Annotated in this window: 20 protein-coding genes and 2 tRNA genes; 21 read left to right on the top strand and 1 reads right to left on the bottom strand. The window is 69.7% G+C overall.

The features are described 5' to 3' along the window. Window positions 1-144 precede the first annotated feature (144 nt). The 12 genes from ACFYXF_RS27740 to ACFYXF_RS27685 all read left to right on the top strand — a co-directional run bounded on the left by ACFYXF_RS27740 (window position 145) and on the right by ACFYXF_RS27685 (window position 17,629). Complete coding sequence (locus tag ACFYXF_RS27740) at window positions 145-3,915, top strand: Rne/Rng family ribonuclease (RefSeq protein WP_389353393.1); 3,771 nt, start codon at window positions 145-147, stop codon at window positions 3,913-3,915. Between the two features lie 322 nt (window positions 3,916-4,237). Continuing rightward, on the top strand, window positions 4,238-4,558 hold the full coding sequence (gene rplU, locus ACFYXF_RS27735; RefSeq protein ID WP_006374708.1) for a 50S ribosomal protein L21: 321 nt from the start codon (window positions 4,238-4,240) through the stop codon (window positions 4,556-4,558). A gap of 14 nt (window positions 4,559-4,572) precedes the next feature. Continuing rightward, a complete protein-coding gene (gene rpmA / locus ACFYXF_RS27730) occupies window positions 4,573-4,827 on the top strand; it encodes a 50S ribosomal protein L27 (RefSeq protein ID WP_105974470.1) in 255 nt (84 codons plus the stop codon). 143 nt (window positions 4,828-4,970) lie between these two features. Then, window positions 4,971-6,407: a GTPase ObgE gene (obgE, locus tag ACFYXF_RS27725; protein WP_389353390.1), complete on the top strand. Its 1,437-nt coding sequence runs from the start codon at window positions 4,971-4,973 to the stop codon at window positions 6,405-6,407. Window positions 6,408-6,820: 413 nt separating this feature from the next. Next, window positions 6,821-8,371, top strand: coding sequence for an alkaline phosphatase D family protein (locus ACFYXF_RS27720; protein ID WP_389353388.1), 1,551 nt, complete (start codon window positions 6,821-6,823; stop codon window positions 8,369-8,371). A 174-nt stretch (window positions 8,372-8,545) separates the two neighbouring features. Further along, window positions 8,546-10,048 carry an SDR family NAD(P)-dependent oxidoreductase gene (locus ACFYXF_RS27715; RefSeq protein WP_389353386.1) on the top strand — a complete coding sequence of 501 codons (1,503 nt, stop codon included), beginning with the start codon at window positions 8,546-8,548 and terminating at the stop codon, window positions 10,046-10,048. 159 nt (window positions 10,049-10,207) lie between these two features. Continuing rightward, window positions 10,208-12,241, top strand: coding sequence for a hypothetical protein (locus tag ACFYXF_RS27710; RefSeq protein WP_389353384.1), 2,034 nt, complete (start codon window positions 10,208-10,210; stop codon window positions 12,239-12,241). Between the two features lie 135 nt (window positions 12,242-12,376). After that, a complete protein-coding gene (gene proB, locus ACFYXF_RS27705; RefSeq protein WP_389353382.1) occupies window positions 12,377-13,504 on the top strand; it encodes a glutamate 5-kinase in 1,128 nt (375 codons plus the stop codon). Window positions 13,505-13,711: 207 nt separating this feature from the next. After that, window positions 13,712-14,176 carry a hypothetical protein gene (locus ACFYXF_RS27700; RefSeq protein WP_105974476.1) on the top strand — a complete coding sequence of 155 codons (465 nt, stop codon included), beginning with the start codon at window positions 13,712-13,714 and terminating at the stop codon, window positions 14,174-14,176. A gap of 105 nt (window positions 14,177-14,281) precedes the next feature. Next, window positions 14,282-15,568 (top strand): glutamate-5-semialdehyde dehydrogenase, encoded by a 1,287-nt coding sequence (locus ACFYXF_RS27695; RefSeq protein WP_389353380.1) that lies wholly within the window; start codon window positions 14,282-14,284, stop codon window positions 15,566-15,568. Between the two features lie 265 nt (window positions 15,569-15,833). After that, window positions 15,834-16,457 carry a hypothetical protein gene (locus ACFYXF_RS27690; RefSeq protein WP_389353378.1) on the top strand — a complete coding sequence of 208 codons (624 nt, stop codon included), beginning with the start codon at window positions 15,834-15,836 and terminating at the stop codon, window positions 16,455-16,457. Between the two features lie 101 nt (window positions 16,458-16,558). Further along, the gene (locus ACFYXF_RS27685) at window positions 16,559-17,629 is read left to right on the top strand and encodes a hypothetical protein (protein WP_389353376.1); all 1,071 of its coding nucleotides are present in this window, start codon (window positions 16,559-16,561) and stop codon (window positions 17,627-17,629) included. 75 nt (window positions 17,630-17,704) lie between these two features. Here the strand turns inward: ACFYXF_RS27685 and ACFYXF_RS27680 are convergent, their stop codons facing one another. Next, window positions 17,705-18,796, bottom strand: a complete 1,092-nt coding sequence (locus tag ACFYXF_RS27680; RefSeq protein WP_389353374.1) for a M48 family metallopeptidase — start codon at window positions 18,794-18,796, stop codon at window positions 17,705-17,707. A gap of 103 nt (window positions 18,797-18,899) precedes the next feature. On the opposite strand from ACFYXF_RS27680, the gene ACFYXF_RS27675 reads away from it, so the two are divergent. From ACFYXF_RS27675 to ACFYXF_RS27635, 9 genes are all read left to right on the top strand, one after another. After that, window positions 18,900-19,070, top strand: a complete 171-nt coding sequence (locus tag ACFYXF_RS27675; RefSeq protein ID WP_389353943.1) for a hypothetical protein — start codon at window positions 18,900-18,902, stop codon at window positions 19,068-19,070. A 120-nt stretch (window positions 19,071-19,190) separates the two neighbouring features. Further along, window positions 19,191-19,355 carry a hypothetical protein gene (locus ACFYXF_RS27670; RefSeq protein ID WP_389353372.1) on the top strand — a complete coding sequence of 55 codons (165 nt, stop codon included), beginning with the start codon at window positions 19,191-19,193 and terminating at the stop codon, window positions 19,353-19,355. A gap of 39 nt (window positions 19,356-19,394) precedes the next feature. After that, a complete protein-coding gene (gene nadD, locus ACFYXF_RS27665; RefSeq protein WP_235479158.1) occupies window positions 19,395-20,021 on the top strand; it encodes a nicotinate-nucleotide adenylyltransferase in 627 nt (208 codons plus the stop codon). 16 nt (window positions 20,022-20,037) lie between these two features. Continuing rightward, window positions 20,038-21,771, top strand: coding sequence for a LytR C-terminal domain-containing protein (locus ACFYXF_RS27660; protein WP_389353369.1), 1,734 nt, complete (start codon window positions 20,038-20,040; stop codon window positions 21,769-21,771). A 101-nt stretch (window positions 21,772-21,872) separates the two neighbouring features. Further along, window positions 21,873-22,316, top strand: coding sequence for a ribosome silencing factor (rsfS, locus tag ACFYXF_RS27655; RefSeq protein ID WP_369035937.1), 444 nt, complete (start codon window positions 21,873-21,875; stop codon window positions 22,314-22,316). Continuing rightward, window positions 22,313-22,987: a histidine phosphatase family protein gene (locus tag ACFYXF_RS27650; RefSeq protein WP_389353367.1), complete on the top strand. Its 675-nt coding sequence runs from the start codon at window positions 22,313-22,315 to the stop codon at window positions 22,985-22,987. The genes rsfS and ACFYXF_RS27650 overlap by 4 nt, the downstream gene beginning before the upstream one ends. A gap of 105 nt (window positions 22,988-23,092) precedes the next feature. After that, window positions 23,093-23,165 (top strand) — tRNA-Ala (locus ACFYXF_RS27645). 433 nt (window positions 23,166-23,598) lie between these two features. Continuing rightward, window positions 23,599-23,832 carry a hypothetical protein gene (locus ACFYXF_RS27640; RefSeq protein WP_044472114.1) on the top strand — a complete coding sequence of 78 codons (234 nt, stop codon included), beginning with the start codon at window positions 23,599-23,601 and terminating at the stop codon, window positions 23,830-23,832. Window positions 23,833-23,913: 81 nt separating this feature from the next. Continuing rightward, a tRNA-Ala gene (locus tag ACFYXF_RS27635) sits at window positions 23,914-23,986 on the top strand. Window positions 23,987-24,120: the final 134 nt, after the last annotated feature.

Below are 24,120 nucleotides of genomic sequence, written 5' to 3'. Positions count from 1 at the left end.
ACCGGCGAGACAGGACACAGAGAGCTCCCGTGCGGCGCCCGCGCCCCGGACGGCGGCACCGCGCACTGCGCGAGCCGCGGACGTCACCGGCACCCAAGCCGGACCAGGTGCGGCGCCCGGGAGCCTGACGGGAGAACCGCCCGCATGCTCGAACCGACCGAAGCCGCTTCGGAACCCATCGAGGGTTCCGCACACGACACCCCCAGCGACACCCTGCCGCCGCGCCGACGGCGCCGCGCCGCGTCCCGCCCCGCGGGACCGCCGGTCGCCGGAGCCGAGGCCGCCGCCGTGGCCGAGACCACAGCGCCGGCCATACCGGCCGCCGAAACAAACGAGACAGACCAGGCCGCCAAGGCCGCAGAGACCGATCAGACGGTCGAGGAAGCCGCCGCCGAGGCGCCCGCTCCTCGTACGCGCCGTCGGGCCACCCGGCGCGCGTCCGCGCCCGCCGGTGCGCCCGCCAAGGCCGCCGAGGCCGTCGACGAACCTGCCGTGACCGCCGTATCCGCCCCGACTGCCGAGGAGAGCGGCGAGAAGAGCGGCGAGGAGAGCGTGGCCGAGGCGCCCGCAGCCGTGGAGGAGGCCGCGCCTGCTCCGCGTGCCCGTCGTCGGGCCACTCGCCGGGTCTCCACGCCCGCTGCCGAGGCCGAGGCTCCGGCCGCCCCTGTGGAAGAGGCGCCCGCGCCCGTCGCCGAGGTCGCCGCGCCCGAGCCCGAGACCGTCGTCGCCGAGGACGCCTCGTCGCGTCGTGGGCGTCGCCGGGTCGCCCGTAAGGCCGCTGTCGGGTTCTCCGCGCCCGCGCCCGCCGTCGAGAACGGCGAGAATGGGCGGCGTCCCGCGCGTCCTGCCGTCGCCGTGTTCCAGGCGCCCGTCTTCACCGAGCCGATGTTCCAGACGCCCGAGCGGGCCGCCGCCGCGGCCGCCGCCGAAGCGGCCGAGGACGTCGAGGAGATCGAGACCGAGGAAGAGACCGTCGAGGCCGCCCCGGTCGCCGAGACCGTCGTCGAGGAGCACACCCCGCGCCGTCGCCGCCGTCGTGGGCGTGCCGACGAGGAGCCCGTGGCCGCCGCGCCCGTCGAGCCGGAGGAGACGGAGAGCGTCGACGACGCCTACGAGTCCGCCGAGGACAGCGTCGACACCGACACCGACACCGACACGGACGACGACGGCGACGAGGGCCCCGGTTCGCGTCGGCGCCGCCGCCGCGGTGGCCGTCGTAGGCGCCGTGGTGAGTCCGCCGACTCCGACAACGACTCCGGGGACGACGACTACGCGGGCGAGCAGTCCGCGCGGGCCGACGAGGACGCCGCGGACACCGCCGACCAGGTCGACGAGGACGCCGAGGAGGACGAGCGCGACGAGCCGGGCGGGTCCGGTTCCGCCAGCAGCCGTCGCCGGCGCCGTCGTCGGCGTCGTGCCGGTGACTCGTCCGGCGAGAGCGAGATCGCGACCGCCGACAGCGACCCCGAGCGCACCGTCGTCAAGGTCCGTGAGCCGCGCCCCAAGCGGGACGAGCACCCGAGCGACGAGGTCCAGTCCATCAAGGGCTCGACGCGTCTCGAAGCCAAGAAGCAGCGCCGCCGCGAAGGCCGCGAGCAGGGCCGCCGTCGCGTCCCGATCATCACCGAGGCCGAGTTCCTGGCCCGCCGCGAGGCCGTCGAACGCGTGATGGTCGTACGCCAGTACGGCGACCGCACCCAGATCGGCGTCCTTGAGGACAACGTGCTCGTCGAGCACTACGTCAACAAGGAGCAGGCGACCTCGTACGTCGGCAACGTCTACCTGGGCAAGGTCCAGAACGTGCTGCCGTCCATGGAGGCCGCGTTCATCGACATCGGCAAGGGGCGCAACGCCGTCCTGTACGCCGGTGAGGTCAACTTCGAGGCGCTGGGGATGGCCAACGGGCCGCGGCGCATCGAGAGCGCGCTGAAGTCCGGGCAGCCGGTCCTCGTGCAGGTCACGAAGGACCCGATCGGCCACAAGGGCGCGCGTCTGACCAGTCAGGTCTCGCTCCCCGGCCGCTACCTGGTCTACGTCCCCGAAGGGTCGATGACCGGCATCAGCCGCAAGCTGCCCGACACCGAGCGCGCGCGCCTGAAGACCATCCTCAAGAAGATCGTCCCCGAGGACGCGGGCGTCATCGTGCGCACCGCCGCCGAGGGCGCGAGCGAGGACGAGCTGCGCCGTGACGTCGAGCGGCTCCAGGCGCAGTGGGAGGACATCCAGAAGAAGTCGAAGGGCGGCAACGCGCCGACCCTGCTGTACGGCGAGCCGGACATGACCGTCCGCGTCGTGCGCGACATCTTCAACGAGGACTTCACCAAGGTCATCGTCAGCGGCGACGAGGCCTGGCAGACCATCCACGGGTACGTGGCCCACGTCGCCCCGGACCTGACCGACCGGCTGTCGAAGTGGACCTCCGAGGTCGACGTCTTCGCGACGTACCGCATCGACGAGCAGCTCGCCAAGGCGCTCGACCGCAAGGTGTGGCTGCCCAGCGGCGGCTCGCTGGTGATCGACAAGACCGAGGCGATGATCGTCGTCGACGTCAACACCGGCAAGTTCACCGGCCAGGGCGGCAACCTCGAAGAGACCGTCACCAGGAACAACCTGGAGGCGGCCGAGGAGATCGTGCGCCAGCTGCGGCTGCGCGACCTGGGCGGCATCGTCGTCATCGACTTCATCGACATGGTCCTGGAGTCGAACCGCGATCTGGTCCTGCGTCGCCTCCTGGAGTGCCTGGGCCGCGACCGTACGAAGCACCAGGTGGCCGAGGTCACGTCGCTGGGGCTCGTGCAGATGACCCGTAAGCGGGTCGGACAGGGCCTCCTGGAGTCGTTCTCCGAGACCTGCGTCCACTGCAACGGCCGCGGTGTCATCGTGCACATGGAGCAGCCCAGTTCCAGTGGAGGCGGCGGCAAGCGCAAGAAGCGCGGCCGTGGCGGTGCCGAGCACGAGCACGCCCACGACACCCACGAGCACGATGTGATCGTCGACGCCGATGCGGACGACGACGTCGAGGAGACGGTGGCCGAGGTCGCCGCCGAGGTCGCGGCGCCGGAGCCCTTCTTCGAGCCCGACGACGAGCTGTACAACAGCGCCGCCGAGGCGGAGGCCGCGGCCGGCCGCGGTGGCCGTTCCAGGCGGCGCGCCGGCCGAAGGGCCTCGTCTCCGGCGGGGGCGCCCCGGTCGGATTCGCGTTCGACCGACGGACGTCGCGCTGATGCCCGTACGGCCGAGTCCGTTGTCGCCGAGGTCGCCGAGGCTTCGGTGGTTCCGGATGCGGCACCGGTCGCGGTGCCGGAGGTCGTGGCTCACGTCGAGCCCGTGGCCGTCGAGGACCCGGTTGTCGAGGCGCCCGTTGCCGAGGCGCCGGTGCAGGACGACGCGGCTCCCAAGGGGCGTACGCGTCGGCGGGCCACCCGAAAGGTGTCCGCTCCGGCCGGGTCGCCGAAGGCGGCCGACCAGGGTGTGGCGGAGACCGTGGTGACGGTCGTCGCTGAGACCGTCGTCGAGCCGGTGGCGGCTCCCGCTCCTGTCGAGGAGCCCGTGGAGGCTGTCGCGGCGACCGAGAGTGCGGCTCCGGCCCGGCCGCGGCGACGTGCCGTGCGCAAGGCCACCGCGCCCACCTCGTCCGAGGAGGCGGCCGTCGTGGTCGTCCCGGCGGCCACCGAGCCCGACGTGGCCGTGACCGAGGCCGAGGACGCGGTTCCCGCCAAGAAGACGGCGCGCAAGACCGCCGCCAAGAAGGCGACCACGGCCAAGAAGACCGCCGCGAAGAAGACCACGGCGGTCAAGAAGACGGCTGCGAAGAAGACGACCACGGCCGCCAAGAAGGCCACGACCAAGAAGGCGGCGACGTCGAAGAAGACGGCCGCGGCTGAGGAGTCGGTGTCGGCGGGCACGGAGGGCTGATCCGCCTCCGGTTGTCCGGGCAGCGGTAGTTACGTGCGGTACGACGGTCCGTCCGGGTTCACCGGGCGGGCCGTCGCCGTTTGGGTGCTTGTGGTTTGGGGGCCCGGAGCGGGGGGAATCGCGCTCAGTTTGACCCGTTCAGGCCGGGCCCGTAATCTTGAGCGTCGGCGTGTCCATAGCTTCATCCACGACGCGTCACATCCCCGTAAACCTGCATCCTCCTGAGCACCGGGCAATTTTGGTGCGGCGGGAGAGGCCGCTCGCCTCTGTCGGGCGGCTGGACTGCGGGGGTGCCGTTCCCGAGCGAGAGAGTGAGATCCGCGTGTACGCCATCGTGCGCAGCGGTGGTCGCCAGCACAAGGTTGCTGTCGGCGACATCGTTGAGGTTGACAAGATTTCCACTGCCAAGGTTGGCGACACGGTCGAGCTCTCGACCCTGCTCGTTGTCGACGGCGACGCTGTGACCAGCGACCCGTGGGTCCTGGCCGGCATCAAGGTCCAGGCCGAGATCGTGGACCACCACAAGGGCGTCAAGATCGACATCCTTCGCTACAAGAACAAGACCGGCTACCGCCGTCGTCAGGGCCACCGCCAGCAGTACACGGCGATCAAGGTCACTGAGATCCCCGCGGCTGCGAAGTAAGGGACTGAGGAGAGATGGCACACAAGAAGGGCGCATCGTCCACCCGGAACGGTCGCGACTCCAATGCTCAGCGGCTCGGCGTGAAGCGCTTCGGCGGTCAGGTCGTCAACGCCGGTGAGATCCTGGTCCGCCAGCGTGGCACCCACTTCCACCCCGGCGCGAGCGTCGGCCGTGGCAAGGACGACACGCTGTTCGCGCTGGCCGCCGGTGCCGTGGAGTTCGGTACGCACCGTGGTCGCAACGTCGTGAACATCGTTCCGGTCGCCTGAGTCGGCTGATCGGAAGCTTTCGCGAGGCGGACCTCACTTCCCTCCCGGGAAGCGGGTCCGCCTTTCGCGTGTTTCACCTGAGCAGAGGTTTCTGGCAGAGCTTTCTGCCTGAAGATTTTCGTACGTAACTGGAGGCACATCCCATGACCACCTTCGTGGACCGCGTCGAGCTGCATGTCGCCGCGGGTAGCGGAGGTCACGGCTGTGCCTCCGTCCACCGTGAGAAGTTCAAGCCGCTGGGCGGGCCCGACGGCGGCAACGGCGGACACGGCGGTGACGTGATCCTCACCGTCGACCAGTCCGTGACCACGCTGCTCGACTACCACCACTCCCCGCACCGCAAGGCCACCAGCGGCAAGCCCGGCGAGGGCGGCAACCGGTCCGGCAAGGACGGGCAGGACCTGGTTCTGCCGGTGCCGGACGGGACGGTCGTGCTCGACAAGGCCGGCAACGTGCTGGCCGACCTGGTCGGGCACGGGACCTCTTATGTCGCGGCTGAGGGCGGGCGTGGTGGGCTAGGCAACGCCGCGCTGTCGTCCGCGCGGCGCAAGGCGCCCGGGTTCGCGCTGCTCGGGGTGCCCGGGGGGTTGCAGGACATCGTCCTGGAGCTGAAGACGGTCGCCGACGTGGCGCTCGTGGGGTATCCGAGTGCCGGTAAGTCTTCGCTGATCTCGGTGCTGAGCGCCGCCAAGCCGAAGATCGCTGATTATCCGTTCACCACGCTTGTGCCCAACTTGGGTGTGGTGACTGCGGGTGCGACCGTCTACACCATCGCCGATGTGCCCGGGCTCATTCCCGGTGCCAGTCAGGGCAAGGGGCTCGGGCTGGAGTTCCTGCGGCATGTGGAGCGGTGCAGTGTGCTCGTGCATGTGCTGGACACGGCGACGCTGGAGTCCGAGCGTGATCCCGTCTCCGACCTCGACATGATCGAGGAGGAGCTGAAGCAGTACGGGGGGCTGTCGAACCGGCCGCGGATCGTCGTCCTGAACAAGGTCGACGTGCCCGACGGGCTGGACCTCGCCGAGATGGTGCGGCCCGAGCTGGAGGCTCGTGGGTACCAGGTGTACGAGGTGTCCGCCGTCGCCCATATCGGGCTGAAGGAGCTGTCGTTCGCGCTCGCCGAGATGGTCGGGCAGGCGCGGGCCGCGAAGCCCCAGGAGGAGGCGACCCGGATCGTCATCCGGCCCAAGGCCGTCGACGACGCGGGCTTCACCGTTGTCCAGGAGGAGGACGGGCTGTTCCGGGTGCGGGGCGAGAAGCCCGAGCGCTGGGTGCGGCAGACCGACTTCAACAACGACGAGGCGGTCGGGTATCTCGCCGACCGGCTCAACCGGTTGGGTGTCGAGGAGAAGCTGATGAAGGCGGGGGCCCGGGCGGGGGACGGGGTTGCCATCGGGCCCGAGGACAACGCGGTTGTCTTCGACTGGGAGCCGACGGTCATGGCCGGTGCCGAGATGCTTGGGCGGCGTGGTGAGGATCATCGGCTTGAGGTGCCTCGGCCTGCTGCGCAGCGGCGGCGGGATCGGCAGGCTGAGCGGGACGATGTGCAGCGGGAGTTCGACGACTTCGAGCCGTTCTAGGGGGTGTGGGGGTGGGCGTGGGGTGTTTCTCGCCCCCGCCGCCCCTACCCGTCCCATCCTTCTGGGGGCTGCGCCCCCAGACCCCCCTTCGGCCTGAACGGCCTCGTCCTCAAACGCCGGACGGGCTGGGTGGGGGTGCGGGCGGGTGGGTGGGAGAGTCGCGCTGAACGCGCTCGTCCTCAAACGCCGGACGGGCTGAAAGGCCCCGGCCGGGCTGGATGGTGCCCACCCTGCCGACGGGACTGCCCGCACCGTTTCCTATGATCTTCCCCTGGTTCATTCCTCAGGGGTCTCCTGTTCGTCCGTGTACTTGCATTTGTCATGTACTCGCATCCCGTTGTTCAGCGGGTCGGTCGGGCTGTCGTGGGAGCTTCCGTAGGTCCGAGAAGCCGCCCAGGCAAGGGAGTTCGACGATGAGTGGGGTCGTTTCGCCCGGCAGACGCCGGTTTCTGACTGCCGGGGCCGCTGCTGTCGGCGCCGCCGCGTCCGGGCAGTTGCTGCTTGCGGGGACCGCGCGGGCCGCGCAAACCCCGTTGCCCGACGGGGTGTTCAGTCTTGGGGTTGCCTCAGGGGATCCGTTGTCCGATGGTGTCGTGCTTTGGACCCGGCTTGCTCCTGATCCGCTCAACGGTGGGGGCATGCCCGATCGGGCCGTTGTCGTCGAGTGGCAGATCTCCGAGGACTCGCGGTTCCGGCGCAAGGTCAAGCGTGGATACGCCTGGGCCCGGCCCGAGTACGGGCACAGCGTTCACGCTGATGTACGCGGGCTGAGTCCCGACCGGCACTACTGGTACCGGTTCCGGACCAGCGGGCAGCTCTCGCCGGTGGGGCGTACCCGTACCGCTCCCCGGCCGCTCGTCTCCGGCAGCCATCTGCGCATCGCGCTCGCCTCCTGCCAGAACTGGCAGCACGGCTACTTCACCCCGTACGCGGACATGCGCGCCCAGGACCCGGACCTCGTCGTCTTCGTCGGCGACTACATCTACGAGTCCACGTCCGCGATCACCGGCGTACGCCAGCATGAAGGCACCGGTGAGCCGTTCAGCCTCGTCCAGTACCGCAACCGGTACGCCCAGTACCACAGCGATCCGCACCTCAAGGCGATGCACGCCGCCGCGCCCTTCGTCGTCACCTTCGACGACCACGAGGTCGACAACGACTTCGCCGGGGATGTTCCTCAGGACCCCGACAAGCAGTCCCCCGAGGCCTTCGCTGCGCGGCTCACCGCCGCCTACCAGGCCTACTACGAGCACATGCCCGTACGCGCCACCTCCGTGCCCAACGGCCCGCACATCCGTATGCACCGGCGGTTCGACTTCGGGCGGCTCGTGCGGCTCAACGTGCTCGACACCCGGCAGTTCCGCAGCGACCAGGCCACCAGCCAGGCCGGTGCCCTCGACCCGGCGATGACCATGCTCGGTGCCGCGCAGAAGCAGTGGCTGCTGAATGGGTTGCACACCTCACAGGCGCGATGGAATCTCATCGCCTCGCAGATCATGATGGCCGAGACCGACCTCAAGATCGGTGACGGCAAGCTCTGGTACTACGACGCCTGGGACGGCTACCAGGTCGAACGCAACGCCCTGCTCGCCGAGTTCGCGAGTGTTCGCAATCCTGTTGTTCTCTCCGGTGACCGGCATCTCACCATGATCAGCGACCTCAAGCGGGACTTCGCCGACCCCGGCTCGGCCGTTGTCGGTGCCGAGTTCGTCGGTACGTCCATATCGAGTGGTGGGGACCAGGATCCCGTCGCCTTCCACAAGGACTGGGACCCGCGCATGGGTGACAATCCGCACTGGAAGGTCATCGACAACCATCGTGGATACCATCTTTTCGACATCCGGCGGGGCGGCATCGATGCGCAGGTGCGGATCGCGGACACCGTGACCAAGCCCACCTCCGCCTCCCGGACCCTCGCCAAGCTCCGTGTGGAGTCCGGGAAGCCGGGGGTGCGGCAGGTCTGAACCGGTCTGACCGGCGAAAGGGCACGCGGCCGACCGTAAGCAGAATCACTTAAAACAATTTCCGGTGAATGGCGGGTTGCGCGCGCATATGCGCCGGGAGGCGCTCACCTTGCACTGCGGTTACCGCAGGTGGGACGATTTCAGGGTTCTCTGTTGCCCCGAGGTAGGTCGCCCGTGTCCCAGCGCAATGCCAAACCCCGCACCACCGCCGTCGTCCTCGCGGGCGGCACCGGTCAGCGGGTCGGCCTGTCGATTCCGAAGCAGTTGCTGAAGATCGCCGGGAAGGCGGTCATCGAGCACACCCTGAACACGTTCGAGCAGGCGGATTCGATCGACGACGTCATCGTGCTGATGGCGCCCGGCTATGTGGCGGACATCGAGAAGATCGTCGCCAAGGCCGGATTCAGGAAGGTCACCCGGATCATCGAGGGCGGCGCCACCCGTAACGACACCACCGAGCGGGCCATCGGCGCGTTGGGGGAGGGGCTCGCCGAGGGCGAGGACCGTAACGTTCTCTTCCACGACGCCGTACGGCCCCTGCTGTCCCAGCGGGTCATCGACGACTGTGTGATCGCCCTGGAGCGGTACCAGGCCGTCGACGTCGCCATTCCCTCCGCCGACACGATCATCGTCACCCGTACGCATGGTGAGGACGGTGAGTTCATCACCGAGATCCCGGACCGGTCGCGGCTTCGGCGCGGTCAGACGCCCCAGGCGTTCAAGCTGTCGACCATCCGGCGGGCGTACGAGGTCGCGGCGGGCGACCCGAACTTCCAGGCCACGGACGACTGTTCGGTCGTACTCAAGTACCTGCCGGACGTGCCGATCCATGTCGTCGCGGGCGACGAGTACAACATGAAGGTCACCCAGCCCGTCGACGTCTTCATCGCCGACAAGCTCTTCCAGCTCGCCTCCACCGCCACGCCCCAGCAGATGAGCGAGGAGGCGTACCGCGAACTGCTCACCGGCAAGACGCTCGTCGTCTTCGGCGGGTCCTACGGCATCGGCAAGGACATCGCCGAGCTGGCCGAGGGGTACGGCGCCACGGTGTACGCCCTCGGGCGGTCGACCACCGGGACGCACGTCGAGAACCCGGAGGAGGTCGACGACGCGCTGTCCAAGGCGTATTCGGAGACCGGGCGCATCGACCACGTCGTCAACACGGCCGGCGTACTGCGCATCGGCAAACTCGCCGAGACCGACAACGCGACCATCGAGGAAGCGCTGAAGGTCAACTACCTGGCCCCCGTGCAGATCGCCCGGTCGGCCTACAAGTACCTCGCCGAGACCAAGGGTCAGCTACTGCTCTACACCTCCAGCAGCTACACGCGCGGCCGGGCCGAGTACAGCCTCTACTCCTCCACCAAGGCCGCGATGGTGAACCTCACCCAGGCCCTGTCGGACGAATGGGCCGGCGACGGCGTCCGCGTCAACTGCATCAACCCGGAGCGCACGGCCACCCCGATGCGTACGAAGGCCTTCGGTGAGGAGCCCGCAGGTTCATTGCTCTCCTCCGAGGAGGTGGCCCGTACGTCGCTGGACGTGCTGCTGTCCGAGCTGACCGGGCATGTCATCGACGTCCGCCAGCAGGACCCGACGGCCCCGGCCGGCCGGGCCTCCGGCTTCGAACAGGCGCTCGCCAGCGTTCTCGACCGTCAGGACGACGGCCTAGCATGAAGCCGACGGAGGAGACTGCCGGTGAGGACCGGCAGTGAATTTCGGCAGCAGTCCCGGACAGGATCCGTAATAAGCCCCAGATAAATTCCCTACAGGCTCCCGGAAAATTCACAGCTTCTTTCCCGGGTGTCCCGGCACTTTCCCAGATACAGGTTCTCCTTGATTTCCACTGCTATTCGCGTCGCCCGGGTGGGCAGCCCGGCCGAGCTGGCCGCGGCGGTCCTCATGATGCTGGGCTACCCCTGTCTCATGGTGGCCGCGCTCGTCCCGAGCGTGCCCGCCTTCGCCGTCGCCGCCGCAGTGACCTACCTGGCGGACCACTACCTGCATCACCGGGGCAGCTATCTGATCAACCGCCTCGGCAAGGTGCGGGCGGGCGTCTCCATCCGGTTCCTGGTGCGGGAACTGCTGGTGCTGCTGCTGCTGGCGCGCGCGGACCTCTCCCGGAGCATGATCTTCTACGCGGCGATCGCCTGCTTCATCGCCTTCTACGGCTTCCAGGCCCCGCACGGCGCCCTGACCACGCTGATCCGCAACCGCCGCCGGATGCCCGTCGCCACCCGCAACGTCGATCTGGCCTCGCGCATCCCCATCCCGGACGCCCCGCCGCGCTTCCTGCTGGAACGCTCCACCGAGAAGATGCTCCACCTCGACCTCGCCGCGGTCATCGGCATCCTGATCACCGTCGAGACCGGTTCGACGGCGTACGGCATGACCGGCGTCGGCATCACCCTGGGACTGGCCCTGCTGTACGTGGTCGCCCTCGCGCCCTTCGTCCGGGGCCGCCGGATCCCGCCGGACGCGGAGACCGTGCTGGCCGCGACGGACGCCTGGCTGCGCGAGTACCGGCCGCAGACGCTGCTGTACTTCTCCGGGTCCAAGGACTCGGCGTACCAGGTCAACATGTGGCTGGAGACGATGGAGCAGCTGGAGACCCGGCCGCTGATCGTCCTGCGGGAACGCGTCATACTGCAGAACCTCGCGCCCACGACCGTGCCCGTCATCTGTGTGCCCGGCGGCATCCACCTGATGAACCTGGACCTGCGCACGGTCCGGGTCGCGCTCTACGCGGCGAACGTCGGCAAGAACATCCACCTGCTGCGCGTACCGACCATGAAGCACGTCTTCATCGGGCACGGCGACAGCGACAAGATCGCCAGCGTGAACCCGTTCAGCAAGGCCTACGACGAGGTGTGGGTCGCCGGACGGGCCGGGCGGGACCGGTACGCCATCGCCGACGTGGGTGTCCGGGACGAGGACATCGTCGAGGTGGGACGGCCCCAACTGGCGCCCATCGAGAGCGGCGTTCGGGGCCCGGCCGGAGGGGTGCCCACGATTCTCTACGCCCCGACCTGGGAGGGCTGGGACGACGACCCCGGCAACACCTCCCTCCTGCTCGCCGGCGAGAACATCGTGCGCGCACTGGTGTCGGCCGAGCCGCCCGTCCGGGTGCTGTACAAGCCGCACCCCTTCACCGGCACCCGCAGCGAGGAGGCCAAGGCCGCCCACGAGCGGATCACCGCCCTGGTCGAGGCCGCCGCGGTCGAACGCGCATCCGACCCGCGCTTCCTGGGCGACGCCGACGAGCAGACGCGGGCCAAGGCCGACCTCGCGCGGATCGAGGCGCGGCTCGCCGAACTGGCCGGGCCCGGCGGCGAGAAGGGCGACGAGGCGGAGGCGACGCGGGACGGCGTCGTCGACCTGGAGCGGCACGAGGAGACCGCGAAGCTGCGCACCGAGTGGAACGACGCGTACTGGCGTTCGTTCGGCGTGGGGGAGCACCGGGTCATCACGGGCGCCGAGCCCCGGCTGTACGACTGCTTCAACGTGTCCGACGGGATGGTCTCCGACATCTCCAGCGTGGTCTCCGACTTCATCGCTAGCGGCAAGCCGTACGCCGTGACGGACTCGGCGGAGCTGGGCGCGGAGGAGTTCAAACGGCAGAACACCGCCGTCCGCGCCGCCGTGATCCTCACCAACAGCGCCGAGGAACTGGGGCAGTTGCTGGACGCCGTACGCGACCCGGCGGCCGATCCGCTGGCCGGGGAGCGCGCGGAGCTGAAGCGGTATCTGCTCGGGCCCGACGAGCCGCCGTCCATCGAGCAGTTCAACACCGCGACGGCCGACCTCGCGGTGAAGGCCGAGACCCGGAACGCGGGCCAGAAGCGGCAGGCGGCGACGGCCCGGACCTGACATCCGTGGTCGGCGGATCCGGGGCGGGCCCCTTTGAGATCTCCCGTCCGCCCACTGGACCGACGCACACCCCCAGGGGGTGTTCGCGTAAATTGCCCCCAGCGCAACCGGACGACCCGAGGGGACAGACCGCAGGTGGCAGGGGCAAGGCAGGCCGTCGCAGAGGCCCACAGGATCGTCGTCAAAGTGGGTTCCTCGTCGCTGACCACGGCGGCCGGCGGTCTCGACGCCGACCGGGTCGACGCGCTCGTCGACGTCCTCGCCAAGAGCCGCAGCGGCGGCGAGAAGGAGATCGTTCTCGTCTCCTCCGGTGCCATCGCCGCAGGCCTCGCCCCGCTCGGCCTGCGCCGCCGCCCCAAGGACCTGGCCCGCCAGCAGGCCGCCGCCAGCGTCGGTCAGGGGCTCCTCGTCGCCCGCTATGCCGCCTCCTGCGCCCGTCACGGCATCCGCGTCGGCCAGGTGCTCCTCACCTCCGACGACACCAGCCGCCGCGCCCACCACCGCAACGCCTCCCGCACCCTCGACAAGCTGCTCGCGATGGGCGCCCTCCCGGTCGTCAACGAGAACGACACGGTCGCCACGGACGAGATCCGCTTCGGCGACAACGACCGCCTCGCCGCCCTCGTCGCCCACCTCGTGCGCGCCGACCTGCTCGTCCTGCTGTCCGACATCGACGGTGTGTACGACGGCGACCCCAGCAAGCCCGGTACGTCCCGGATCGCCGAGGTGCACGAGCCCGCCGACCTCGCCCATGTCGACATCGGCAGTGCGGGCAAGACCGGTGTCGGCACCGGCGGCATGGTCACCAAGGTCGAGGCCGCCCGGATCGCCGCCGCCGCCGGGATCCCGGTGGTCCTGACAAGTGCGGTGCACGCCGCCGACGCCCTCGCGGGCCGGGACACCGGCACCTACTTCCACCCCACCGGCAGGCGCTCCGCCGACCGCCTCCTCTGGCTCCAGCACGCCTCCACCCCGCAGGGCTCGCTCACCCTCGACGACGGCGCCGTGCGCGCGGTCGTCCAGGGCCGCAAGTCGCTGCTGCCGGCCGGTATCGCCGCCGTCGAGGGCGAGTTCGTCGCGGGCGACCCGGTCGAACTGCGCGACAGCGCGGGCCACGCGGTCGCACGCGGGCTCGTCAACTTCGACGCCAAGGAGATCCCCCAGCTGATCGGCCGCTCGACCCGCGAACTGGCCCGCGAACTGGGCCCCGCGTACGAGCGCGAGGTCGTGCACCGGGACGACCTCGTCGTCCTGAACCCGTAGGGGCTCCTCACGGGAATCCCCGGACTCTGCAAAACCTCTCTTTACTCCCGTCCCGCAAAGGCCGAAAACAGGGGGAACGCCCCGCAAATCCGCCCGCCGTGAGGTGGACGTTCCGCAAAAGCGCCCCATGAAGCGTGCGTACCTGCTTCTCTCTGTTTCAGGGAGATTCCGCACGACCATCGGGTAAAGGAGGCCGTCGTGAGACGAGTGCGCCCTGGGGCGGCGGCGTCCCGCGGTGGAACCGCCTCCCGCAAGGTGGGCGAGGAGCGCGCCCTGACCAGCGTCGTGGCCGGCGCCCGCTACGAGGAGGCCTACGAGGAGCCGAAGGACGTGCCCCGGCTGTGGCATGTCACGCTCAGCGTCTCCGGCGCCGAGGCCCCCCTCAAGGAGGTCAGACGAGGCCTGGAACAGCTCGCCCACGACCACCCCTTTCTGCTGACCAGCCGCTACGCCAACGACCACGCGGAGATCCGCTACTGGGAGGAGGCCCGCGATCTGCACGACGCCGCGGCCGTCGCCCTGCGGCTGTGGGGCGAGCACCGCCAGACCGCGCAGCTGCCGCCCTGGGAGATCGTCGGCCTGGAGGTCATCGACCGCGAGACCTACCACCACCGCATCGCCGAGGGCTACGGCCCCCTCCCGGCGACCCCGGTCGGCGTCCACCCCTTCTGACCTTCCGGCCTTTACAGGGGCACCCCTTTTGCGGGGTCTGAGCGGCTTGTCTCGGGGTTTGGGATAGCCGGTGGACGCTTCCGCCCGGCGCACTACGCTTCCCCCATGACCACGCTTTCGCCGTACGACTCGATGTCCCCGGTCACCCGGGCCGCCTACCGCGCCAAGGCAGCCGCCGCCGACCTCGCCCCCCTCCCGAGGGCCGAGAAGGACGACGCGCTGCTCGCCATCGCGGACGCGCTGGAGGTCCGTACGAGCGAAATCGTCGAGGCCAATGCCAAGGACATCGCCCGCGCGCGCGAGGCCGGCACCAGCGAGACCGTCATCGACCGGCTGACGCTCACCCCGGAGCGGGTGCGCGCGATCGCCTCCGACGTACGGGACGTGGTGGCGCTGCCCGACCCGGTCGGCGAGGTCGTGCGCGGCTCGACCCTGCCCAACGGGATCGACCTGCGCCAGGTCCGCGTCCCGCTGGGCGTCGTCGGCATCATCTACGAGGCCCGCCCGAACGTGACGGTCGACGCCGCCGCCCTCTGCCTGAAGTCCGGCAACGCGGTCCTGCTGCGCGGCTCGTCCTCCGCCTTCGAGTCGAACACCGCGCTCGTACGGGTGCTGCGCGACGCCGTCGGAGGGGCCGGGCTGCCCGCCGACGCCGTCCAGCTCGTGCCCGGCGAGGGCCGTGACTCCGTACGGGAGCTGATGCGCGCGCGTGGCCTGGTCGACGTCCTGATCCCGCGCGGGGGCGCCTCCCTCATCCAGACCGTCGTCACCGAGTCCACGGTCCCCGTGATCGAGACCGGCGTCGGCAACTGCCACGTCTACGTCGACGCCCAGGCCGACCTCGACATGGCCGTCGACATCCTGATCAACTCCAAGGCCCAGCGGCCCAGCGTCTGCAACGCCGCCGAGACCCTCCTGGTCCACCAGGACATCGCCGCCGAGTTCCTGCCGCGCGCCCTGGACGCCCTCGCCGAGGCCGGGGTGACCGTGCACGCCGACCCGCGGGTGCTGGCGTACGCGAAGGACTCCGAGGCGACCGTCGTCGAGGCCACGCTGGAGGACTGGGACACCGAGTACCTGTCCTACGACATCGCCGCCGCCGTGGTCGACTCCCTCGACAAGGCCGTCGAGCACATCCGGCTGTGGACCTCCGGGCACACGGAGGCGATCGTGACAACCTCGCAGCAGGCCGCCCGCCGCTTCACCCAGCTGGTCGACTCGACCACGGTCGCCGTCAACGCCTCCACGCGGTTCACCGACGGCGGCCAGTTCGGTTTCGGCGCCGAGATCGGCATCTCGACGCAGAAACTGCACGCACGCGGCCCGATGGGCCTGCCGGAGCTGACCAGCACCAAGTACATCGTCACGGGCGACGGGCATATCCGCCGCTGAGGGGCGTGATCACGAGTCCGTGGGCCGGGCGCCCGGCGCACGACCGGCGCGGGGCCCCGGCGGATCGCAGTGCCCCGGGGCGGTCGGCCGCAAATGCTGCATCTTTCCGGGGGATAACCCCCGGACCCCCAGCAGAAAGGCAGGTCGGCAGGTGTGACCGGCGCGAACACCCCGAGGCAGGCCTGAGTGATCGCGACTCCGCGCGCCGGGCGGCGCATGAAACGCGTCTCATCCAGTAGCTGAATTTCCCGACCGTCTGCCCAAAATGACACCCCCGGTCTACTCTGGATCCGTGCCGGAGGACGTGGGGGGCACGCCGTTTTTCCCTGACGGCTGGGAGCCCGACGACGACCACGACCGCGGGGTGTCGGACGAAGAGTTCGCCTCCGTGGTCTTTGACGAGGCCTTCGTACAGGCGGCCGTGGTGCACGAGCCGACCGCCGTCGAGCGCCTCCTGGCCGCCGCGCAGGCGAGAGCGGAGGCCTCCGAGGCCGAGGCCCGCCGGGCGCACACCAGAGGCCCACGAGGGGACGACGAGCGCTACGAGGACGGCTTCGGTCCGGACGACCCCGCCTATTTCGGCCACGATCCGGATCTCGACGACCTGGACGACGCCGAGGTCCTGGAGGGCCGCTACGGCGCTCCGGGCACCCACGGCAAGCAGGTCTCCCGCTGGCATCGTCCCGTCGCCTGGATGCTCGCCCTCGTGATGGGGGTCGGCATGGTCGCGCTGGCCTTCACGGCGGTCTACCGGGGCGCGTCGTCCGGCCGCCAGGAACAGGTGCCGCCGCCCGCCTCCACCGGCCTTGAGCAGGGCAGCGCGACGACTCCCTCGGCCTCCGCCGACTACTCCCAGCCGGCTGTCTCGGCGATCCCGCGCACTCCTTGACCCAAACCTGTCCGCGCCCTGTTTCTTCCTGGTGAGAACCTGTCAGAACTTGTCATGCGGGAGGGCGTTTATCGGGGCTTCCCGCGACCTACTCTGAAGGTATGGGCGGACCAGGAGACCCACCTGAGGGGACACCCGAGGCCACCCCTGGTGGCGGCGAGGACGAGTACCGATCCGTCGTCTTCGACGAGTCGTTCGTCCGTGCTGCCCGCCTCCAGGAGTTCTCCGCGCAGGAGCGCCTGGACGACCACGCCCCCGCCGTACGCCGCCGTCAGCCCCTGCACCGGGGGCTGTCCCGGCAGGCGTTGATCCTCGTCGTGCTGATCGCCGTCGCCTTCGGCACCGCCATCTACATGGGCATACGCAACCCGTACGAGAGCCCGGTCGCCGAGCTGTCTCCCGAGCCGCTGCGGATGACCGTCATCCCGCTCGCACCGCAGGGTGCCGTGCCCGGCGCGGTCGATCCCGAACAACTGTTCGCGCGCAGTCCGGCGGCCCAGTTCGGCATAGGCGCCGAGGGCATCGCGCTCCCCGCGACCCGGAGCACCCCGCACTTCTCGGACAGCCAGGTCGTCAGCGCCCTGACCACCGCCAAGGACTACATAGTCGAGTCCTCGCTCTATCCCGAGGTGCTCACCGGCGGCGAGGTCCGTGCCGTGCGGGTGATGCTCGATCCCGACCAGCTCGACCAGTTCGACCAGAGCTTCGACAGCCCGGCCGCCGACGGCAGACACGCGCCCACCGGATGGCTGGTCCGCTTCGATCCCTCCCGCGCCCAGCTCGCCGACGACAAGATCCGCGTGCGGGGCACCCTGCGGGCCGCCGAGGCCGACTCGGCGACCCTGGAGGTCGTCGCCGACCACACCTTCGTGTACGCGCTGCGGCCTACCGGCGCGGACGGCAAGGCGAAGGCGTCGCTGTTCACCGTCCGGCGCGAGCTGCACTTCAGCTTCGACCGGGACGATCTGCGGATGCATCAGGCCCGGCTGGTCGTCTCGTACGTCCAGGCCGGGCCCCTGTCCTGCGCGGAGGACTCCGTCGGTTACCTGAGGCCGCTGCTGGCCGGCCAGACCGCGAAGGCGGGTGGTCCCGCCGGTACGGATCCGTTCGCCACGGGTGGGGCGACGGCGCTGTGCGGGTCGCTGGCGGCGGGGGCGCAGCCGAAGGTGTGAGGGTGTGTGTGGGTGGTTCGTCGGGTGCGGCCCGGTGGGGGCTTGTCGCGCAGTTCCCCGCGCCCCTGGGTGGGATCAGTCGTCCGGAGATGTGTCTTGCGGCGGCGTTGAGTTTGTGGAGCCGCCGAAGCCCCTTCGTACGCGGCCGCCGAGGTCGCCTGCTCCGCCCGCGATGTCTGCGACCAGCTTCATCAGGGGGTCCTTGGAGTTCTTGACGTTGGTCGCGTAGCTCGACGCCGATTCGCGGAAGGAGCCGGAGACCGAGGTGTCCTTGTCCTCGGTGCGGCGTGGGTAGTGGCCGTCCATGATCCGCTGGAAGTCGCGGGACTCGGCCCACTTCTTCAGCTCGGCGGCGCGCACGGTGGTGAAGGGGTGGGTGCGGGGCAGGACGTTCAGGATCTTCAGCACGGAGTCGCGCAGGTCGCCGCCCGCCTCGTACTCCTCGGCCTGGGCGAGGAACGCGTCCACGTTCATCTCGTGCAGGTGGTTGCCGCCGGCGATCTTCATCAGGCCGCGCATCGAGGCCTTGAGGTCCTGGCCGACGAGCAGTCCCGCGCGGTCGGCGGACAGCTCCGACTTGCGGAACCACTCGCGCAGGGCGGTGACGATCGCCATGATCGCGATGTTGCCGAGCGGGATCCAGGCGACGCGGAGGGCCAGGTTGGTCAGGAAGAGCAGTATCGTCCGGTAGACGGAGTGGCCGGAGAGGGCGTGGCCGACCTCGTGACCGACGACGGCCCGCATCTCCTCCTCGTCGAGCAGCTCGACCAGGCCGGTGGTGACGACGATGATCGGCTCGTCCAGGCCGATGCACATCGCGTTGGGCTGGGGGTCCTGGTTGACGTACATCGGCGGGACCTTCTCCAGGTCCAGGATCTCGCAGGCGTCCCGCAGCATGACGTTGAGGTGGGCGAACTGCTGGTCCGAGACCCGCACGGAGTCGGACAGGAACAGCAGCCGCAGACTGCGCTCGGGGAGCAGTCCGCTGAGCGCCTTGAAGACGGTGTCGAACCCGCTGAGCTTGCGCAGGGCGACCAGGGCGGAGCGGTCGGCTGGGTGCTCGTACGCCCGTGAGGAGATCCCCGGGAAGCGGGTGCGCTGCCTGCTGGGCACGTTCTCGTGGCCGTCCGGCCCGTGCCCGTTGCTCTCGTGGCTGTCGTCGGACATGTGTTCCCCCACGCGTCTGATTGCCCTTATGTGCCCCCCCGAAGCGGGGCCCAGCCTAGGCGGAGATACCGTGGCGGGGCAGCACACCGTAAGGAGCGATCCGATGGATCCGATGGACCACACCCCCGCAACCGACTGGATCACCGAGGCCGCGAAAGCCGCCGAGAGACAGGGATCCGGCGATCTGCTCCGGGTCGTGCTGATCGTGATGTTCTTCGGCTGCATCCTGACCGCGTGGTTCCTGCTGCGGGGGTACAAGCAGAAGGACGACTGAGACGGGCCGGAGGTTCCCCCGCCGGATCCTTGGGCGGAGTCGGCGTGATCCCCGTGGACGGGCACGCTTACCATGAGCCGACATCTTTATCCCGCCCTCACCGGATAGGTCCTGCCGAAGATGAGCCTCCACAGCACCGCAGCCCAGTTGGTCACCCTTGCCGCCGAGGGCGAGGAGCACGGCGGCAACCACGAGAGCCTCAGCCCCTACCTCACCGGTGGCGGCGCCTTCTTCATCCTGATGCTCCTGCTGTGGATCACCACCCGCTTCAACCGTGACCGCTGAGTCCGGTCCGTTCAGGCAGGGCCGGTAGGGTCTGCACCCATGGGAGAGCAGGACATGCCTACCGGCCGGTCGAACCCGGGCAAGCGCCGCATCGGCGTCATGGGCGGCACATTCGACCCGATCCACCACGGGCACCTCGTGGCGGCCAGCGAGGTCGCCGCGCAGTTCCACCTCGACGAGGTGATGTTCGTACCGACCGGACAGCCGTGGCAGAAGACCGACCGCAGTGTGTCGCCGGCCGAGGACCGCTATCTGATGACGGTCATCGCGACCGCCGAGAACCCCCAGTTCTCGGTCAGCCGCATCGACATCGACCGCGGTGGCCCGACGTACACCACGGACACCCTGCGCGACCTGCGCGCGCTCAACCCCGACACGGACCTGTTCTTCATCACGGGCGCCGACGCGCTCGGCCAGATCCTCACCTGGCGCGACGCCGAGGAACTGTTCTCCCTCGCGCACTTCATCGGGGTCACCCGGCCCGGTCACACCCTGACCGACCCGGGACTCCCGGAGGGCGGTGTCTCGCTGGTCGAGGTGCCCGCTCTGGCCATCTCGTCCACAGACTGCCGTGCGAGGGTCGCCAAGGGCGACCCGGTCTGGTATCTGGTGCCGGACGGTGTGGTGCGCTACATCGACAAGCGCGAGCTGTACCGCGGCGAGTGAGCCGAGAGGGGCACCGGTGAACGACCGATACGACTCGGGGTACGACGGCGAACAGCAGTACGAGATCGTCGGCTACGACGACTACGGCCGGCCTGTGTACCAGGCGGTGCCGCAGCAGGGGTACCAGCAACCGTCACAGCCGGGGCAGCAGTCGTACGACCCGTACGGGCAGCAGGCCCCCCAAGGACCCCCGGCACAGGGGTACGAGGGGTACGGCTACGACCCGTACGCGACCGGACAGCAGCAGGCCGCGCCCTCGTACGACCCCTACGGCACCGGCAACCCGAACACCGGGTACGACCCCTACGGGCAGCCGGCGAGCAGCGGGCAGCAGCCCCGGGTCGCCGAGCAGACCGCGCCCGCCGCCCCGACGGCACGGACCGCGCAGGCCGAACAGACCGCCTTCGTACCGCAGCAGGGCGGACCGCCCGCCGAGGACGACGCTCCGAAGGCGCAGGAGGCCGCGGGCGAACGCGACTACAGCACCCAGCAGTTCGCCTTCGTCGAACAGCCCGACGGTGACTCCGAGGACGTCATCGACTGGCTGAACTTCACCGAGAACCGCACCGAGCGCCGCGAGGAGGCCAAGCGCCGCGCGCGGGGCCGTGCCGTCGCCCTGGTCGTCGTCCTCGCCCTGGTGGCGGTGGGCGGGGTCGGCTACCTCTGGTACGCGGGGAAGCTGCCCGGCGCGTCCTCCTCGGACACGAAGGCCGGAAGTGCGACCAGCGCCGCCGCCCAGAAGCGGGACGTCGTGGTCGTCCATCTGCACAACACCAAGAAGGGCGGCACCTCCACGGTGCTGCTCGTCGACAACGCCACCACCAAGCAGGGCACCACCGTCCTGCTGCCCAACTCCCTCGCACTGACCGACGACGACGGCTCCACCACCACGCTCGCCAAGTCCGTCGACGACGACGGCTCCTCGGGGACCCGCGACGCGCTCGACACCGTCCTCGGCACCGACATCGAGGGCACCTGGCGGCTCGACACCCCCTACCTGCAGAACCTCGTCGAACTGGTCGGCAACATCGACATCGACACCAATGCGGACGTGCCCGACCCGGACGCCACCAAGAAGGGCACGGCGCCCCTGGTGAAGAAGGGCGAGGACCAGACCCTCAGCGGCAAGATGGCCGTCGCCTACGCCACCTACCTCGCCTCCGGCGAGACCCAGGACGCCCAGCTGGAGCGGTTCGGGCAGGTCATGCAGGGCGTGCTGCGCAAGCTGTCCTCCGACGCCCAGGCCGCGACGGTCACCGTGCAGACGCTGGCCCAGATCCTCGACCCCTCGCTCACCGACAAGGACCTCGGCAGCTTCCTCGCGCGGCTCGCCGATCTCGCCAAGGGCGGCGACTACAAGACCTCGCTGCTGCCCGTCCAGGGCGACGGCACGCTCAGCGCGCAGGCCAGCTCCGCCATCGTGAAGACGGTGCTCGGCGGCACCGCCAAGAGCCCCGACAAGGACGCCGCGGTCCGCGTCTCCGTCCAGAACGCCACCGGCGACAAGGACGACACCGAGAAGGCCCGAGTCGTCCTCCTCAACGGCGGCTTCACCTTCCTGGAGGCCGGTACGGCCGACACCGCCCGAGCCACCTCCCAGGTCACCTACTCCGACGCCGCCGACAAGGAGAACGCCACCGAGGCCGCCAAGACGCTCGGCCTGCCCACCAGCTCGGTGAAGAAGGGCACGGTCACCTCGAACGCGGACGTCGCCGTGATCCTCGGCCAGGACTACGAGCCCGCGTCGTGATCCCGTAATGACGTGGGGTGGTGTCGGCGGTCCGTGAGACCCTTGGGTATCCGTAGCAGTACCCGTACGGGTTTCCCCGACCGCCGACCGAAAGCCTTGTAGTGACCGCCACTGACCGTTCCATCGAGCTGATCACCGCCGCCGCGCAGGCGGCGGCCGACAAGCTCGCGCACGACATCATCGCCTACGACGTCAGCGACGTGCTGTCGATCACGGACGCCTTCCTGCTGGCCTCCGCACCCAACGACCGCCAGGTCAAGTCGATCGTCGACGAGATCGAGGAGCGGCTCAGCAAGGAACTCGGCACCAAGCCGGTCCGCCGCGAGGGCGACCGCGAGGCCCGCTGGGTGCTCCTGGACTACGTCGACATCGTCGTCCACGTCCAGCACAGCGAGGAGCGTGTCTTCTACGCCCTGGAGCGCCTCTGGAAGGACTGCCCCGAACTGGAGCTGCCCGCCGACGCCAAGGCCACCCGGGGTAAGGCCGCCGAGCACGCCAAGCTGCAGGCCGAGGAGGACACCGCCGACTTCGGAGGGCTGCGGTGACCGCCCCCGCGCCCATCGGGACCCGCCGCAAGCCCGGCCCTGGCCGCCGTCTCATCCTGTGGCGCCACGGCCAGACGTCGTGGAACGTGGAGCGGCGCTTCCAGGGCACCACGGACGTGCCGCTCACCGAGACCGGCATCGGCCAGGCCCGCCGCGCCGCCCGGCTGCTCGCCTCCCTGAAGCCCGACGCGATAGTCGCCTCGGACCTTCAGCGCGCTGCGAACACCGCGGGCGAACTCGCCGAACTCACCGGCCTCACGGTGACGCACGACGAGGGCCTGCGCGAGACCTACGCGGGCGTCTGGCAGGGCCTGACGCACGAGGAGATCATCTCCCGCCACGGCGACGAGTACGCCGCGTGGAAGCGCGGTGAGCCGGTCCGTCGAGGCGGCGGCGAACTGGAGACCGAGGTCGCCGACCGCGCCGCCCCTGTGGTGCTGCGGCACGCCGAGAAACTGCCCGAGCAGGGCACCCTGGTGGTGGTCAGCCACGGCGGCACCATCCGGACGACCATTGGGCGCCTGCTCGGCCTGGAGTCCCACCATTGGGAGAGCCTCGGCGGTCTCTCCAACTGCTGCTGGTCCGTCCTCGGCGAGGGTGCCCGCGGCTGGCGGTTGCTGGAGCACAACGCCGGCACACTGCCGGAGCCGGTGCTCGGCGACGACGACTGAGCGTCCTTCCCGCACCCCGTCAGGGGCCCGGACCCGGATTTCACTTTCCGGCTGGTCGCAGGCTAAAGTTCTTCTTGTTCGCCCCGCCAGGCCGGGAAGAGCAGCGGGGCTATAGCTCAGTTGGTAGAGCGCCTGCATGGCATGCAGGAGGTCAGGAGTTCAATTCTCCTTAGCTCCACAGTAGATGGCTGGTTGATCAAGGTCCCGCCCCCTCCCGGGGGCGGGATTTTTCGTTCGCCCCGGCTTGAGTCACTTGGGGCCCGGAGGCGTATACCTCTGCGGAGGCTCTTCTTAAGTGCGCGTTCGCGCTGGCCGCGACGGCTGCGGCGGGTGCCGTGTCCGGACTGGTACGAAGGCGTCGCTGACCGTATTGGTCCGGCCGTGGCAGAATCAAACGGCCGGAAGGGGGCGCGGCCCGACGGGAGGGAGTTGCGATGCCTGCGAGCATCCTCAGGGAGGTCGGTCACCTCTCTGAAGCGGCAGTCATACGGGGCAGGAGAACCCGTCTCAGCTGCCCTTCCTGCGGTTCCGGCCACGTCGCCCAGGTGCTCGGTGACAACGGTGGGATTTCCTACGTGTGCACGGCCTGCGGCCACAGCTGGAGCTGATCGATGGGTGCACACAGGAGGAAATGCGACTGGTGCGGCAGTGGTACGCCGATCGTCCGTGACATGGAGCCGGTGAACCACGACTACCAGTACTGGTGCGAGGAATGCGCGCGGGCGCTGATCATAAAAGGCGACCCGATCGAGACCTACCGTGAGCTGGAGGGCGAGCCGATCTACGGCCGGCTCCTGGAGGAGCACTGCACCCTCAAGCGGTTCTACTCGTTCGTCACGGCCTGACCCCGGAAACGATTTGGTCCTGCACCGGGGGGACCGGTAATGTTGGCGTCGCCGCCGGGGAGACCCGGCGGAGCGGTGCGAGGGGCTATAGCTCAGTTGGTAGAGCGCCTGCATGGCATGCAGGAGGTCAGGAGTTCAATTCTCCTTAGCTCCACAGAAGTTGAAGGCGGGTCATCCGATCAGGATGGCCCGCCTTCGGCGTTGTAGCAGTACGCGGGCGGGGGGGCCCCAAACCCACTTTGTTCGACCCCCCCCCGGGGGTGAGCGCCCCCCGCCCCGGGGGGGGCG

This window comes from Streptomyces sp. NPDC002680, from assembly GCF_042889145.1.
Taxonomy (GTDB): domain Bacteria; phylum Actinomycetota; class Actinomycetes; order Streptomycetales; family Streptomycetaceae; genus Streptomyces; species Streptomyces adonidis.
The sequence above is the reverse complement of the archived record's forward strand: the minus strand, read 5'-3'. Positions and strand labels throughout refer to the sequence as shown.